Source organism: Herbaspirillum frisingense (assembly GCF_047325095.1).
GTDB classification, from domain to species: domain Bacteria; phylum Pseudomonadota; class Gammaproteobacteria; order Burkholderiales; family Burkholderiaceae_D; genus Herbaspirillum; species Herbaspirillum frisingense.
The window spans coordinates 4,101,422-4,116,496 of sequence record NZ_CP168558.1 but is presented as its reverse complement, the minus strand read 5'-3'; the positions used below and the strand labels follow the sequence as shown (position 1 = coordinate 4,116,496).

Below are 15,075 nucleotides of genomic sequence, written 5' to 3'. Positions count from 1 at the left end.
GCGCCGGCTCCACAAGGAAGTCGCAATGAATCTCCAAATCGTGGCGCTCCTGGGACAGGACGGCATCACCAACGGCGCCATCTATGCGCTGCTGGCGCTGTCCATCGTCCTGGTCTTCACCGTCACCCGCATCCTGCTGATACCGCAGGGCGAATTCGTCTCCTTTGGTGCGCTCACCATGGGCATGATGCAAAACGGCCAACCGCTGACGGTGGCCTGGCTGCTGGTGGCCATGTGCCTGGGCGCCTGTGTCTTCGATCTCTACGACATGTGGCGCAGCAGCCGTCGCCGCCCCAGCCTGTGGCTGCCGGCCAAGCTGGTCTATGCGGCCGTGGTGGCCGGCGTGGCGCTGTCGGTCAACTTCACCACCATGCCCATGCTGGTACAGGTCCTGATGACCCTGCTGCTGCTGGTACCGATGGGGCCGCTGATGTACCGCATGGCCTTCCAGCCCATCGCCAGCGCCTCGCCGCTGGTGTTGCTGATCGTCTCCATCGCCGTGCACGTGGCGCTGGTGGGCGTGGCGCTGCTGGTGTTCGGCCCCGAGGGCGCGCGTACCGCACCCTTCACCGAGGCCGCGCTGGAGGTCGGCAGCTTCCGTTTCTCCAGCCAGGCGCTGTGGGTGATCTGCGTGTCGCTGCTGCTGATCGTGGGCCTGTTCCTGATGTTCGAACGCACCCTGTATGGCAAGGCCCTGCGCGCCGCCGCCCTCAATCGCATGGGTGCGCGGCTCATGGGCATCTCGCCGGTCTTTGCCGGCAAGGCCATGTTCCTGCTGGCCTCCTTGATCGGGGTGATGTCGGGCGTGCTGATCGCGCCTATCACCACGATCTACTATGACTCCGGTTTCCTGATCAGCCTCAAGGGCTTCGTCGGTTCCATCATCGGCGGACTGGTCAGCTATCCGGTCGCCGCGGTGGGCGCGCTGGCCATCGGCCTGATCGAATCCTTCTCCACCTTCTGGGCCAGCGCCTACAAGGAAATCATCGTCTTCGTGCTGATCATCCCCATCCTGTTATGGCGTTCCCTCTCCACCCGTCATGTGGAGGAAGAAGAATGAAAGCGACTTCCTCCCGCCTCTCTTCCAGGGCCGCACTGGCGATCTTCGTGGTCCTGATGGCAGTGGCGCCGTTCGTACTGCCACCGTTCTACATGACCCTGCTCAACAACATCGGCCTGGCCTCGCTGGTGGTGCTGGGACTGGTGCTGCTGACCGGCGTGGCCGGCCTGACCAGTTTCGGCCAGGCCGCCTTTGTCGGCCTGGGTGCCTATATTTCGGCTGCGTTGTCGGCCAAGGTGCTGCCGCTGCCCGATGCGCTGCTGTGGATGCAATCGCCCTGGGTGGCGCTGGTGGTGGCCCTGGTCCTGACGGCGCTGCTGGCGCTGGCGGTGGGCAGCGTCACGCTCAAGCTGTCCGGCCACTACTTGCCGCTGGGTACCATCGCCTGGGGTATCAGCCTGTATTTCATCTTCGGCACGCTGGAGAGCATGGGGGGGCAGACCGGCATGTCCGGCATCCCCTCCATCGCCCTGTTCGGTGTACCGCTGGCCTCGGACCGCGCCATGTTCGGCCTGATCTGGGTGGCCGTGCTGCTGGGCGTGGCGGCCCTGAACAATCTGCTGGATTCGCGTGAAGGTCGCGCCATCCGTGCCCTCAAGGGCGGCATCGTCATGGCCGAAGCCATGGGCATCAATACAGCCCGCATGCGCATCGTGGTGTTCGTCATTGCGGCGGTGCTGGCAGCACTCTCGGGCTGGCTGTACGTGCACATGCAGCGCTTCGTGAACCCGTCGCCGTTCGGCCTGGGCTTCGGCATCGACTACCTGTTCATGGCCGTGCTCGGTGGTGCCAGCCATGTGTGGGGTGCAGTGCTGGGCTCGGCCCTGATCGTGGTCCTCAAGGAATGGTTGCAGGGCATCCTGCCGGTGCTGCTGGGTCGCTCGGGCAACTTCGAGACCATCGTCTTCGGCCTCCTGATCGTGGTGCTGCTGCAGCGCTCGCGTGATGGCGTCTGGCCTTACCTGGCGCGCCTGGTACCGGTGCGTACGCGCCGCCTGCAGATCGATCCCCAGGCCGAGGCGCTGCCGCGTCGCGCCATGCCGGCTGCTCACGAGGTGGTGCTGGACGTGCGCAACGTCACCCGCAAGTTCGGCGGACTGGTGGCCAACAACGACATGAGCCTGAAGGTCATGGCCGGTGAAGTGCTGGCCCTGATCGGCCCCAATGGCGCCGGCAAGTCGACCCTGTTCAACCAGATTTCCGGCGTGGATACGCCGACCTCGGGCAGCGTGCAGTTCCGCGGCCATGAAGTGACCGGCCGTGGCTCGCGCCACATCGCCGGGCTGGGCATGAGCCGCAGCTTCCAGCACGTACGACTGATGTCGCGCATGACGGTGCTGGAGAACGTGGCCATCGGTGCCTACCTGCGCGGCCAGCGCGGCGTGCTGGCCTCGATGCTACGCCTGGACCGCCAGGAAGAAGCGCGCATCCTGGCCGAAGCCGCTCGCCAGATCGAACGCGTCGGCCTGAAGGCACAGATGTACGAGCAGGCCGGCTCGCTCTCGCTGGGCCAGCAACGCATCCTCGAAATCGCCCGTGCCCTGGCGGCCGACCCTTGCCTGTTGCTGCTGGACGAACCGGCTGCCGGCCTGCGTCTGGGCGAGAAGCAGGCCCTGGGTGACCTGTTGCGCAAGCTGCGCAGCGAGGGCATGGCCATCCTGCTGGTGGAACACGACATGGACTTCGTCATGGAACTGGTGGACCGCATCGTGGTGATGGACTTCGGCCAGAAGATTGCCGAAGGCCTGCCCGAAGAGATCCAGAACAACCCCGCCGTGCTGGAAGCCTATCTGGGCGCGGCCGATGAAGAGGCGATTCCCGACACCGCGCTGGCGGCAGGAGCACACCATGGGCAATAAGGTATTGGAAGTCCGCGACCTGTCGGCCGCCTACGGGCGGGTGCAGGTCCTCTCCGGCATCGACCTGTCGGTGGAGCAGGGCAAGATCGTCACCGTCATCGGCCCCAATGGCGCCGGCAAGACCACGCTGCTCTCGGCCATCATGGGCGTGCTGCCCTCGCGCGGGGCGATGGCCTTCGATGGCGTGATCCGCCATTCCCCGGAAGTGGAAGACATGGTCGCCGCCGGCATGACCCTGGTACCGGAGAAACGCGAACTCTTCGCCGAGATGAACATCGAGGACAACCTCATGCTGGGCGCCTTCCAGCGCTACCGCACGGGGCAGCGCGACCACGCGGCCACGCTGGAAGAGGTCTACACGCTCTTCCCGCGCCTGCGTGAACGGCGCACCCAGCACGCCGGCACGCTCTCCGGTGGCGAACGCCAGATGCTGGCGGTGGGCCGCGCTCTGATGGCCAAGCCGCGCCTGCTGATGCTGGATGAACCCAGCCTGGGACTGGCGCCACTGATCGTGCGCGAGATCTTCCGCATCATCGCCGAACTGCGCCGGCGCGGCGTTTCCATCCTGCTGGTGGAGCAGAACGCCCGCGCCGCCTTGCAGGTGGCCGACTATGGCTACGTGCTGGAAAACGGCGAAATCCGCATGCACGGCCCGGCCAGCCAGCTGGCCCATGACCGCCGCGTGATCGAGGCTTACCTGGGCTTGTCCGGCAAGCACCAGGACAAGCTGGCCGGTTGAAAATTCTTGTTGAGCCCATGCCATGAGTAACGACCCTGCAGACACGACCGTTTCCACTTCCCCGGTACCGCTGCGTATCTGCATCGCCGGCGCCGGCGCCATCGGCGGCACCCTGGCGGTGCGCCTGTCGGCGGCTGGCCACCAGGTCAGCGTGCTGGCGCGTGGCCAGACGCTGCAGGCCATCCGCGAGGGCGGCCTGACCTTGCACGACCTGCACGGCACCGCGCACGCCCGTCCGGCGGCCGACGATCAGCCGTCCTTCGGTATCCAGGACGTGATCTTTTTGTGCGCCAAGAGTCAGGACATGTCAGCCCTGTTGCCGCAGATCGCGCCCCTGGTGGGCAGCGAGACGGTGGTGATCCCTACCAACAATGGCGTGCCCTGGTGGTATTTCCACCGCGAGGGCGGGCGCTTCGATGGCGAGACCGTCAAGGCGGTCGATCCGGATGGGGCGCTGTTCCGCGCCGTGCCGCTGGCGCAACTGATCGGCAGCGTGCTCTTCATCACGGCCGAGGTGGAGAGCCCGGGCGTGATCCGTTCGGTGAACCCCCACCTGATGGTATTGGGCGAGCCCTCCGGCGAGATGAGCGAGCGCCTGCTGCGGGTAAGGGCGGCCGTCGAGGCAGCCGGCATCGAGGCCCGCGCCACCGACCGCATCCGCGACAAGCTGTGGACCAAGATCATCGCCAACATCAGTACCAATCCGCTGTCGGTCATCACACAAGGCACGCTGGAGCAGTTGTATGGCCTGCCGGAGCTACGCGAGGTGGTCAGCCAGATCATGCGCGAGACGCTGCTGGTGGCCTCCAGTTACGGAGCGCGGGTGGATATCGATCCGCTCACCTTCCTGCAACTGGGCGAAGCCATGGGCGCCTTCCGCACTTCCATGCTGCAGGACCTGGAACGCGGCCGACCGCTGGAACTGGCGGCCATCGGCGATGCGGTGCTGGAGATGGCCGAGCGTTTTGCCATCCCCATGCCGATCACCAGCGCCATCGTGTCGCTGGCGCGGTTCCGGGGCGAGGCGGCGCGGCAGCAGAGGGCGCAGCAAGACAACAACCCGCTGCCTGCCGCCAAGGCAGCGTGAGCGGGAATCCCCGGCTACCGTCCGGGCCGAGTAGACGCTTCAGCGTGAACGGGAGTCCCTCGCTACCGTTCGGACTGAGTAGCCGCGCAGCGGTGTATCGAAGATGCTTCAGCGTGAGCGGAAATTCCCCGGCTACCGTCCGGACTGAGTAGCCACGCAGCGGCGTATCGAAGATGCTTCAGCGTGAGCGCGAATTCCCCGGCTACCGTTCGGACTGAGTAGCCGCGCAGCGGCGTATCGAAGACGCACTGACGCATTGACGATGGCCGCGCCTTCGATACGGTCCTGCGGACCTACTCAGTCCGAACGGTCCTCGCTATTTTCAGAGAACGTCGTTTTCGATCAAGGAGTTCCATCAATGAATATCATGCAATACAGCTACGGCGCAGATAAGCCGGCCCACTGCAGCGACCAGGAATGGGCGCTGCGCATCCAGTTGGCCCACTGTTATCGCCTGGTCGATTACCTGGGCTGGACCGAGATGATCTTCAACCACATCTCGGTGCGGGTACCGGGGCCGGAGCATCACTACCTGGTCAATCCCTTTGCCCTGAACTACAACGAAGTCACCCCGGCCAACCTGTTGAAAGTCGGTCTGGACGGGCAACTGGCAGAGCCATCCGACTACAAGGCCAACCCGGCCGGCTTCGCCCTGCACAGCGCCATCCACGGGGCGCGTGACGACCTGCGCTGCGTGATCCACACACACACCACGCCGATCTCGGCGGTGACCATGAAGAAGAGCGGTTTCGAGCATAACGACTTCTACGGCGCGCAATTGTTCGGCCGCATCGGTTATCACGAGTTCGAAGGCATCACGCTCTTCGCGGAAGAAAAGGAGCGCATGCTGCAAAGCCTGGGCCAGAAGCACATCCTGGTCCTGCGCAACCACGGCGTGGCAGTGTGCGAGAGTGATATCGAACGCGCCTTCTTCCTGCTGTGGACGGTACAGCGCGCCGCCGAAATCCAGGTGGCGGGCCGTGCCATGAGCGGCGAAGACCAGCAGTTGCCGGACGGCGTGCGCCAGAAGTGCGCCGACCTGACCCAGCAACTGATCCGCAATGACGGCTTTGCGGTGATCTTCTTCGAGGCTATCGTGCGCAAGATGTTGAAGGCGGTCTACGCGGTGAAGTGATGGCAGGCTGAGCATTACGAGCATTCACCACTGCAATGGATCAATGAAAAAAATCGCGCCGGTCCGGGAGGACGGCGCGACTTTTTTTTGACAGTGGCGCAGCAATCAACGCGTGCCGGTCTTGTCCCAGTTGGCGGCACGGTCGGTGGCGGCACCCGCTACCGAATACAGCGCCCCCGGCGCATTGCGGGTCTTCTGGAAGTCTTCCAGCGACTGGCCGCGCATGGCCGCATAGATGTGCAGGTTGGACACGCCCACCACCGCACCCATCTTCTCCAGCAGGAAGAAGATCACGCCATAGCGGATCATGGCCTGCCAGTCGCGGCGGCCGATCATGTCCCGTTCCTCGACCGACAGGCCGGCCTCTTCGAAGGTGGCCTCGGGATCGGCCAGGAAGCGTTCACGGAAGGCCGGCTGGATCAACTGGTGCAGATAGCGGTTGATGCGGTAGCGCCGGTTGCTGGTCTCCAGGGTGAAGGGATAGGTGCCGGCCAGTTTCTCGATGCCGTCCAGCTGGGTGGCGATATGACTGCGGTGGCGCTCCATCTCGGCAGCTTGCAGGGCGGCCTCAGCCGTCACGGCGGGCTCATAGACTGCGACGGCGATGCCGGTCATCGAGGGCAGGTAGTACTCGCGGTGCAGGCAGTTCACACCGGCCGGCATGGCGCCGCGCATGATGAGCCACATGATGACTTCGGCGCTTTCCAGTCCGCCCAGGGTGGCCAGTTCGGCGTGGGTCAGGCGGGTCAGTGCCTCGGGATCGTGCTGCAGCAGGTCCAGGAACTGGTGGTCCCAGGGCGTGTTGTTGAAGCCGGCACGCTCGCCATGCACCTGGTGCGACAGGCCACCGGTGGCAACGATGACCACGTCCAGGTCTTCCGGATAGCTTTCGATGGCGCGACGCAGGCCCTGGCCCAGCTTGTAGCAGCGACGCGCGGTCGGTACCGGGAACTGCAGCACGCCCACCTGTAGCGGGATGATCTGGCCGGGCCAGCCGTCCTGGTGTTCCCACAGCATCGACAGCGGCGAGAAGCAGCCATGGTCCAGCGGCTTTTGCTGGAAGAAGGACATGTCGAATTCATCGGCCATGAGCGAGCTGCCGATGTGGCGCGCCAGTGCCGCATGGCCGCCCACCGGCGGCAGCTTGCGGGCGCCGCCGCCTTCGTCGGCGACCTGGTACTGGTCGTCCACGCCCAGCGCAAAGGCCGAGTAGTGGTCGAAGAAGAAGGAGGTCACATGGTCGTTGTAGACCACCAGCAACACATCCGGCTGCTTTTCCTTGAGCCACTGCTGTACCGGTTCGTAGGCCTTGAAGATGGGCGCCCAGACCTGGTCGTGCTGCTTGTTGGCATCGAGCGCGAAGCCGATGGTGGGGGTATGTGAGGTGGCGATGGCGCCGACGATGTTGGCCATGAAATCTATTCCTGTTTCAGATGAATCCGGTATGTCTTGTTCCGCTGACTGATCAAACTGCGGCGGCCGGCCGTTGGCCCAGCTGGATGAATACGATGATGAGTGCGGCCAGTGTGGCGGGTACCGCCAGGATGGCGATGACCGCCCCGAAACCCCAGCCCATGGACAGCAGCACGCCGCCGGCAAACGAGCCCAGGATGCTGCCGAAGCGACCAACGCCCAGCATCCACGACACCCCGGTGGCCCGCACCGCGGTCGGGTAGCAGGAAGGGGCGAAGGCGTTCAGGCCGGTCTGCGCCCCGCTCATGCAAAAGCCCGCCAGCAACACATAGGCCGCGAACATGCCCGACTGCACGCTGCCCGAGGCCAGCAGCAGGATGAACACCGCACCCGAGATGTAGGCCGCGGCAATGGCACGACTGGGCGACCAGCGGTCCATGAGGTAGCCTACCACCAGCGCCCCGACGGTGCCGCCGAGCTGGAACAGGGCGGTGATGCTGGCGGCCTTCTCGATGGGCAGGCCGGCGTCCTTGATCAGGGTGGGCAGCCAGCCGGACAGCAGGTAGATCACCAGCAGGCCCATGAAGTAGGTACCCCACAGCGACAGCGTGGTCTTGCGATAATGATCCGAGAGCAGCACCTTGCCCGGCTGGGTGCTCTTGACCTGCGGTTCGCTCACGCAGAAGCTCTGGCCGGCGGCGAACTCACCGCCACAGACACGCGCCAGGGTGCGGGCGATGCGATCAGCGGGGTAGTTGCGGACCACCATGAAGCGCGCCGACTCCGGCACCAGCCACAGGTAGAAGGGCAGGCACACCAGCGGGATGGCGCCGCCCACCATGAGTACGGTGCGCCAGCCATGGTCGGGCAGCAAGGCTGCGGCCAGGAAGCCGACCAGGGCCGAACCCAGGTTGAAGCCGGTGAACATGATCGCCAGCAAGGTGCTGCGCGAGCGCTCCGGGACGTATTCCGAGAGCAGGGTGGTGGCATTGGGCATGGCCGCACCCAGACCCAGTCCGGTCAGGAAGCGCAGCGCCGACAGCGTCACCACATCCTGCGCGGCGGCACAGGCCAGGCTGCACACGCCGAACCAGGCTACCGCCGTCATCAACAGCTTCTTGCGGCCGTAGCGGTCCGACAGCGGACCCACCAGCAGCGCGCCGATGGCCAGGCCAATGGGCGCGGCACTCATGACCACACCGAAGGCGGCTCGCGAGATGCCCCATTCCTTGGTGATGCCCGGGGCCAGGAAGCCCATGATGGCCACGTCCATGCCGTCGGTGGCCACGATCAGGAAGCAAAGCACCAGCAAGAGCCATTGGTAGCCGGACATCTTGCGTGCATTGATGTGCGAACGCACGTCCAGCGATTGTGCTGTATTCATTAAGTCTCCGTCGTGATGTCGAATTATTGGAAAGCGCCGGTTTATGGTTACGCGGCTGGAAAGAGGCAGGTCGAAGCGCAACAAACCTGCTTCGACATGGCAAGCAGTGTACGGCGGGGCGTTTGGACGAGTATTGCTTTCGGCTACCTGAGCGTTGCCATTTGCTAATCGCGGTGGATTGCCACGGAATCAGCGCCAGGCTGCCGCCACTGCCTCGATCTCCTGTTGCAGAGCGCGTGCGCCGGGAGAGAGGTGGGCGCCACGGCGTTGCATCAGTCCGATCTGGCGCTGCATGCCTTGCATGGTCAGGGGGAGGGTGGTCAGCTGGCCGGTGGCGATTTCATGGTGCAGCTGCTTGGCCGAGATCACGGTGAGCATGTCGCTGCCCACCAGCAGGCCGCGCAGCAGCGCCAGGTCGCCGGTTTCCACGGCCGGGCGCGGGGCCGGCCAGTGGCTGTCGCGGAAGAATTGCTCGATGGAATCGCGCAGCGGCGTGCCAGCCCGCGACAACACCCAGGGATAGCCGTCCAGGTCGGGCAGGGCCAGTTTCCGGCGCTGCGCCAGCGGATGGCCGGCGCGGGCGATCAGGGCGGCGCTGTCGTCCACCAGTGGGCGCATGTCGAAGGTATCGGTGGAGAAGGCGCGCAGGGCGCCGACGATGAAGTCGATGCGCCCGCTCATGAGGCCGGCCGCCAGCTCTTCATAGGGGCTCTCCAGCGAGCGGATCTGCAGGCGCGGATGGCGCGCCAGCACCCGCGTGAGCGCGGTGGGCAAGAGTTGCGAGCGCGCCAGCGGCAGCGCGCCGATGGTTACCGTGCCTTGCACGATACCGTCCAGGGCGGCGATATCTGCGGGGATGTGGCGCAGCTCGGCCAGGGCCCGGCCGAAGCGCTCAGTCCAGCGGCGTCCGGCGTCGGTGGGCAGCATGCCATGGGCGGTGCGGAAGAACAGCGGTTGTCCCAGGATGCCCTCCAGCAGTGCCAGCGACTGGCTCACCGCCGAAGGCGAGACGTCCATCAGGCGCGCCACGCTGGGCATGTGGTGGGTCTCGGCCAGCAGGGCAGCGGCCTGCAGGCGTCGTTCATTGAAGAGTGCATCCAGGCTGGCCACCTGGCTGCCGGTACGTTCGCGCAGGCGCAGGGCGTCGTCGCGCACCTCGCGCAGCTCCGCCTCGATGCGCTCCACCCGCAGCCGCACGGCCTCGCCGGCGGCGGTGAGCAGCATGCCGCGACCACGCCGCTCGAACAGTTGGGTCTCCAGGCTCTGCTCCAGCGCGGCCACCGAACGCGCCACCGCCGATGAAGCGCGCAGCAGCGTATCGGAAGAACGGCGCACGCCGCCAGTGGTGGCGACGACGTTGAAGACATGCAGGTGGCGCAAGTTGAGCAAGGACATGGTGGTGGACCGGCGGTTTGCCGGTTTCTGAACCCGATTAGAAAATTAGAACAGAGGAAGGCCCACAACGCAACCAAGGCCGGCCCTCGCTCACGCATACTCGGCGCCATCATTTTCAGAGGTAAAGAGCGTGCCGACCACCGACAGCCCGGATTTCCTGCCCCTTGCCTGCACCCTGATGCGGGGTGGCACCTCGCGCGGTCCCTTCTTCGTGGCCAGCGACCTGCCGGCCGATGTGGCCGCACGCGACCGCGTGCTGCTGGCGGCTCTGGGCTCGCCCGACCGGCGCCAGATCGATGGCCTGGGCGGCGCCCATCCGCTGACCAGCAAGGCTGGCATCGTCAGCCGCAGCAGTGTGCCGGGGGTGGATCTGGATTTCCTTTTTGCCCAGCTGCAGCCGGACTCCGACCGGGTCGATACCACGCCCAATTGCGGCAACATGCTGGCCGCCGTGCTGCCCTTCGCCATCGAGCGCGGGCTGGTGACGGCCGGTGAACAGACCACCACCGCCCGCGTACTCACGCTCAACACCGGCATGCAATGCGATATCACCGTGCAGACCCCGGGCGGGCGCCTGCGTTATAACGGCGACACCCGCATCGATGGCGTGCCAGGCAGTGCCGCGCCGGTCAGCATCAGCTTCCTCGAAACGGCGGGCTCGGTCTGTCCGGAACTCTTGCCCAGCGGCCGCGTGCTGGACCGCGTGCGCTTCAATGGCGGCGATGGCGTGGCCCATGAGATTGCCGCCACCCTGATCGACAACGGCATGCCAATGGTGTTGGTGCGCGCCCACGACCTTGGCCTGCGCGGCGATGAGAGCGTGGCCACCCTCAACGCCGACGGCATGTTGAAGGAGAAGCTGGAGGCTCTGCGTCTGGCCTGCGGCCCGCTGATGGGGCTGGGCGATGTGGCCACCAGGAACTACCCCAAGATGTGCCTGCTCTCCGCGCCCCGGGAGGGCGGCAGCATTGCCACCCGCTGCTTCATCCCGCATGTCTGCCACGACGCTATCGGCGTGCTGGCAGCCGTTACCGTGGCGACCGCCTGCGTGCTGGAGGGCTCGGCGGCGCAGGGCCTGGCCCGTACCGCAGGCGGCTTGCACCCTACCGTATCGGTGGAGCATCCCAGCGGTGAATTCAGCGTGGCCCTGGAGCTCGATGCCCGCGACCCGCAACAGATACTGCGCGCCGCGCTGCTGCGCACGGCGCGTCCCATCATGCGCGGGGACGTCATGATCCCCGCCCACCTCTTCAACGAAACGGACTGAGTCACCATGCGAGAGAGCCTCATCATCGATTGCCACGGCCACTACACCACCGCCCCCAAGGCACTGGAAGACTGGCGCAAGCGGCAGATCGCCAACCTGAAGACGCCTGAGCTCGGCCCCAAGGTGGCAGAACTGAAGATCAGCGACGACGAACTGCGCGACTCCATCGAGACCAATCAGTTGCGGCTGATGAAGGAGCGCGGCGCGGACCTGACCATCTTTTCGCCGCGTGCATCCTTCATGGCGCATCACATCGGCGACCTCAACACCAGCCAGACCTGGGCGGCGATCTGCAACGAGCTGTGCTACCGCGTCTCGCAACTGTTCCCCGACCACTTCATCGGCGCGGCCATGCTGCCGCAGTCGCCAGGCGCCGATATCCGTACGTCCATCGCGGAGATGGAAAAGTGCGTGAAGGAGTATGGCTTTGTCGGCATCAACCTCAATCCCGATCCCTCGGGTGGTCACTGGACCTCGCCGCCGCTGTCGGACCGCAGCTGGTATCCCCTCTACGAAAAGATGGTGGAGCTGGACGTGCCAGCCATGATCCATGTGAGCACCAGCTGCAATGCCTGCTTCCACACCACCGGCGCGCATTACCTCAATGCCGATACCACGGCCTTCATGCAGTGCCTGACTTCTGACCTGTTCACGGATTTCCCGACGTTGAAGTTCCTGATCCCGCACGGCGGCGGCGCGGTGCCGTATCACTGGGGCCGCTTCCGTGGGCTGGCGCAGGAGATGAAGAAGCCATTGCTCAAGGACCATCTGCTGAACAACATCTTCTTCGATACCTGCGTCTATCACCAGCCCGGCATCGACCTGCTGACCCGGGTGATTCCGGTGGAGAACGTGCTGTTCGCCTCGGAGATGATCGGTGCGGTACGCGGCATCGACCCAGAGACCGGCCATTACTACGACGACACCAAACGCTACATCGAGGCGGCCGACCTGAGCGCTGCAGAGCGCCATCAGATCTACGAAGGCAATGCCCGCCGCGTCTTCCCGCGCCTGGATGCCGCCCTGACACAGAAAGGACTGTAAGCATGAGTACACCGATGATGAATCAACTGGGCGTGGTCAAGCGCCATATCGTGCGCGCCGATGCTGGTGCGGCAGAGCAACTGGGTCGCTACGGTGTGGCCACCGTGCATGAGGCCCAGGGCCGCTCCGGGCTGCTCAAGCCTTACATGCGCCCGATCTATGCGGGGGCATCGGTCTCGGGTACTGCCGTGACGGTACTGCTGCACCCGGGCGACAACTGGATGATGCATGTGGTTGCCGAGCAGATCCAGCCCGGTGACATCGTGGTGGCGGGGGTGACCGCCGACTGCACGGACGGCTATTTCGGCGACCTGCTGGCGACCAGTTTCATGGCGCGCGGGGCGAAGGCCCTGATCATCGACGCAGGCGTGCGTGACGTGAAGGTCCTGAAGGAAATGGGCTTCCCCGTCTGGAGCCGCGCGATCAGTGCCAAGGGCACCATCAAGGCCACGCTGGGCTCGGTCAATATTCCGGTGATCTGTGCCGGTGCGCTGGTCAACCCCGGTGACGTGATCGTGGCCGATGACGATGGCGTGGTCGCCGTGCCGGCCGCCGATGCCGTGCGCGTCGCGCAGGTGGCCCAGCAGCGCGAAGACCTGGAAGGGCAGAAGCGTGCCCAGCTCGCTGCCGGCGTGCTGGGACTGGACATGTACAAGATGCGCGATCCGCTGGAGGCGGCCGGGCTCAGGTATATCGACTAAGGCAGAACCGGCCAGAGGAGGAGACCACAACAGACAGAAAACCGACTGCCATCGATCGGACAGTCAGGCAAGACAAAAACAAGAGCAAGAACGCGCGCAAGCGGCCGAAGAGCCGTAGCACCGAGTCGTAACTCGTAACACACAGCGGAGCCGGCACATCAAGCCAGCCCCATCGCCAATCCAAGGAGAAGGAAGACACCATGCAAACCGCATCCCACCCGGCCACGCTCGCAACGGCCACTCCCTCGTCAGGCTGGAAAGACCGCGCCACGCTGGTCAAGGCCGGCATCATCGGCGGCCTCACCGGCGGCATCATCATCTGGATCTATGAAGCGCTGGTCTGGGTCGGCGCGCAGCACATGATGCCGCTGGCCGGCATCCCGCGCAATGCCACCGGCCTGGTGTTCGGCCGCGAGGTCCAGGAGTCGCTGGGGCTGCTGGCCTACTTCGTGGGGACCGGCATCCACTTCTTCTTCACCCTGGTATGGGGCATCCTGTTCGCGGCGCTCTGGCCGCATTTCCGCCGTCGCGGCTACGAGGCAACCTTCGTGGCGCTGTTCTATGCGGTGGTGGCGTGGATCCTGATGCACGTGGCCATCATGATCGCCTCCGACAACCATCCCAACTACTACGACCCGGCCGTGATCATCGGCGGCTTCATGTCGCACCTGTTCTTTACCGTGCCGCTGGCCCTGATCGTCAAGAAGCACTTCGAACGACAGGCCTGAGTTTTCCTGTCCGCCTCTGCGACGCCTGCCGCCCGCTCTTGCGTGGGCGGCAGGGAGCCGTGCGCGCCCATGCGGGCTGCCTTGGCCGCATCCACAACACCAACAACACCGATTTACCCACAGGAGGAGAACCCCCCATGCAGTTCAAGAACCCCACCCGATTGCTGCCGGCAGCCTTGCTGCTGGCAGCCAGCCCCGTTGTCCTGGCCCAGAGCTCGGTGACCATCTATGGCGTGATGGACGTCTATACGGCCTACCAGAAGAGTACCGTGGGCGGCAAGGATACCTCGCTCTGGGCCATGGGCAACAATGGCGAGATGACCAGCCGCATAGGCTTCAAGGGCAGCGAAGACCTGGGTGGCGGGTATCGCGCCACCTTCAACCTGGAGACCGGTTTCGATTCCAGCACCGGCGCGCTGCAGAACAGCTATCGCCTGTTTGACCGCCAGTCCTGGGTGGGCCTGGGCGGCGGCTTCGGCGAGGTGCGCGTGGGCCGGCAGAACAGTGTCATGTTCCTCTACTCGGGCAACATGGATGCCTTCGGCGCCGCCACCTACGGCTCGGCCTACAACAACTTCGCCAACTGGCTGGCGCGGGTGGATAACGACATCAGCTACATCTCGCCGAAATTTGCCAACTCCAACCTGGAACTGCATTACTCGGTAGGAGAACGTGCCGGCAGCACGCCCTCCAATGCGGTCTACCAGATCGGCGCGCAGACCCAGCAGGGACCGCTCTATGTGGGCAGTGCCTTCCTGAACGCCAACAACGGCACCAATACCAATAGCGTCAAGCAGTTCATGTTGGGGGGCAACTACGACTACGGTAGTGGCAAGGTCTATCTGGCCTTCTTCCGCACCAATGAAGTGATCTCGGCCACCACCGGCAATGTCTTTACCAATCCGGCCGGCAAGTACGACCCGAGCGGCAACGTGGTCGGCAATACACCGGGCAACTATCACAACACCTATAGCCTCTCGGCCGACTACCGACTCAACGCCCGGACGACCATCGGCGCCGGTGGCGGTTATGTCAAGGACAGTTCCAGCTACAACAACAACGCGCGCCAGTTCAGCCTGATCGTGAATTATGACCTCTCCAAGCGCACCCGCCTGTATGCCGTGGCCTCGCGCCTGATCAACCAGAACACGGCGGCCTACAAGATGACCGGCGCCAGTTATACCGCCGGCCAGGCCCTGGTGCCGGATGCCGGTGCCAGCGAGACTGGCGTGCAGCTGGGCATCCGCCACACCTTCTGACGGG

At 65.0% G+C, this 15,075-nt stretch carries 13 protein-coding genes; 10 read left to right on the top strand and 3 right to left on the bottom strand.

What is annotated here, in order from left to right:
• Nucleotides 1–25 precede the first annotated feature (25 nt).
• From ACEOAC_RS18910 to ACEOAC_RS18890, 5 genes are all read left to right on the top strand, one after another.
• Nucleotides 26–1,060, top strand: coding sequence for a branched-chain amino acid ABC transporter permease (locus ACEOAC_RS18910; protein WP_006463240.1), 1,035 nt, complete (start codon nucleotides 26–28; stop codon nucleotides 1,058–1,060).
• The gene (locus ACEOAC_RS18905) at nucleotides 1,057–2,919 is read left to right on the top strand and encodes an ABC transporter permease subunit (RefSeq protein ID WP_234295829.1); all 1,863 of its coding nucleotides are present in this window, start codon (nucleotides 1,057–1,059) and stop codon (nucleotides 2,917–2,919) included. Before ACEOAC_RS18910 ends, ACEOAC_RS18905 begins: the two co-directional genes overlap by 4 nt.
• Nucleotides 2,909–3,658 (top strand): ABC transporter ATP-binding protein, encoded by a 750-nt coding sequence (locus ACEOAC_RS18900; protein ID WP_102661226.1) that lies wholly within the window; start codon nucleotides 2,909–2,911, stop codon nucleotides 3,656–3,658. The genes ACEOAC_RS18905 and ACEOAC_RS18900 overlap by 11 nt, the downstream gene beginning before the upstream one ends.
• Nucleotides 3,659–3,680: 22 nt before the next feature.
• Nucleotides 3,681–4,745 carry a ketopantoate reductase family protein gene (locus ACEOAC_RS18895; protein WP_413628513.1) on the top strand — a complete coding sequence of 355 codons (1,065 nt, stop codon included), beginning with the start codon at nucleotides 3,681–3,683 and terminating at the stop codon, nucleotides 4,743–4,745.
• 358 nt (nucleotides 4,746–5,103) lie between these two features.
• A complete protein-coding gene (locus ACEOAC_RS18890; protein WP_413445628.1) occupies nucleotides 5,104–5,880 on the top strand; it encodes a class II aldolase/adducin family protein in 777 nt (258 codons plus the stop codon).
• Nucleotides 5,881–5,985: 105 nt separating this feature from the next.
• On the opposite strand, the gene ACEOAC_RS18885 is transcribed toward ACEOAC_RS18890, so the two are convergent.
• The 3 genes from ACEOAC_RS18885 to ACEOAC_RS18875 form a co-directional block, all read right to left on the bottom strand.
• Nucleotides 5,986–7,293 (bottom strand): gallate dioxygenase, encoded by a 1,308-nt coding sequence (locus tag ACEOAC_RS18885; RefSeq protein WP_413628512.1) that lies wholly within the window; start codon nucleotides 7,291–7,293, stop codon nucleotides 5,986–5,988.
• Between the two features lie 52 nt (nucleotides 7,294–7,345).
• Nucleotides 7,346–8,677, bottom strand: coding sequence for an MFS transporter (locus ACEOAC_RS18880; protein WP_413445771.1), 1,332 nt, complete (start codon nucleotides 8,675–8,677; stop codon nucleotides 7,346–7,348).
• Nucleotides 8,678–8,866: 189 nt separating this feature from the next.
• Nucleotides 8,867–10,072 carry a LysR family transcriptional regulator gene (locus tag ACEOAC_RS18875; protein WP_413628511.1) on the bottom strand — a complete coding sequence of 402 codons (1,206 nt, stop codon included), beginning with the start codon at nucleotides 10,070–10,072 and terminating at the stop codon, nucleotides 8,867–8,869.
• Nucleotides 10,073–10,250: 178 nt separating this feature from the next.
• Between ACEOAC_RS18875 and ACEOAC_RS18870 the strand changes: the two genes are divergently transcribed.
• The 5 genes from ACEOAC_RS18870 to ACEOAC_RS18850 all read left to right on the top strand — a co-directional run bounded on the left by ACEOAC_RS18870 (nucleotide 10,251) and on the right by ACEOAC_RS18850 (nucleotide 15,071).
• A complete protein-coding gene (locus ACEOAC_RS18870) occupies nucleotides 10,251–11,339 on the top strand; it encodes a 4-oxalomesaconate tautomerase (protein ID WP_413444813.1) in 1,089 nt (362 codons plus the stop codon).
• Nucleotides 11,340–11,345: 6 nt separating this feature from the next.
• Nucleotides 11,346–12,383 carry an amidohydrolase family protein gene (locus ACEOAC_RS18865; RefSeq protein ID WP_077237759.1) on the top strand — a complete coding sequence of 346 codons (1,038 nt, stop codon included), beginning with the start codon at nucleotides 11,346–11,348 and terminating at the stop codon, nucleotides 12,381–12,383.
• Nucleotides 12,384–12,400: 17 nt separating this feature from the next.
• On the top strand, nucleotides 12,401–13,084 hold the full coding sequence (gene ligK / locus ACEOAC_RS18860) for a 4-carboxy-4-hydroxy-2-oxoadipate aldolase/oxaloacetate decarboxylase (protein WP_413444814.1): 684 nt from the start codon (nucleotides 12,401–12,403) through the stop codon (nucleotides 13,082–13,084).
• 200 nt (nucleotides 13,085–13,284) lie between these two features.
• The gene (locus ACEOAC_RS18855) at nucleotides 13,285–13,812 is read left to right on the top strand and encodes a hypothetical protein (protein ID WP_077237760.1); all 528 of its coding nucleotides are present in this window, start codon (nucleotides 13,285–13,287) and stop codon (nucleotides 13,810–13,812) included.
• 137 nt (nucleotides 13,813–13,949) lie between these two features.
• On the top strand, nucleotides 13,950–15,071 hold the full coding sequence (locus tag ACEOAC_RS18850) for a porin (protein WP_077237761.1): 1,122 nt from the start codon (nucleotides 13,950–13,952) through the stop codon (nucleotides 15,069–15,071).
• Nucleotides 15,072–15,075 lie beyond the last annotated feature (4 nt).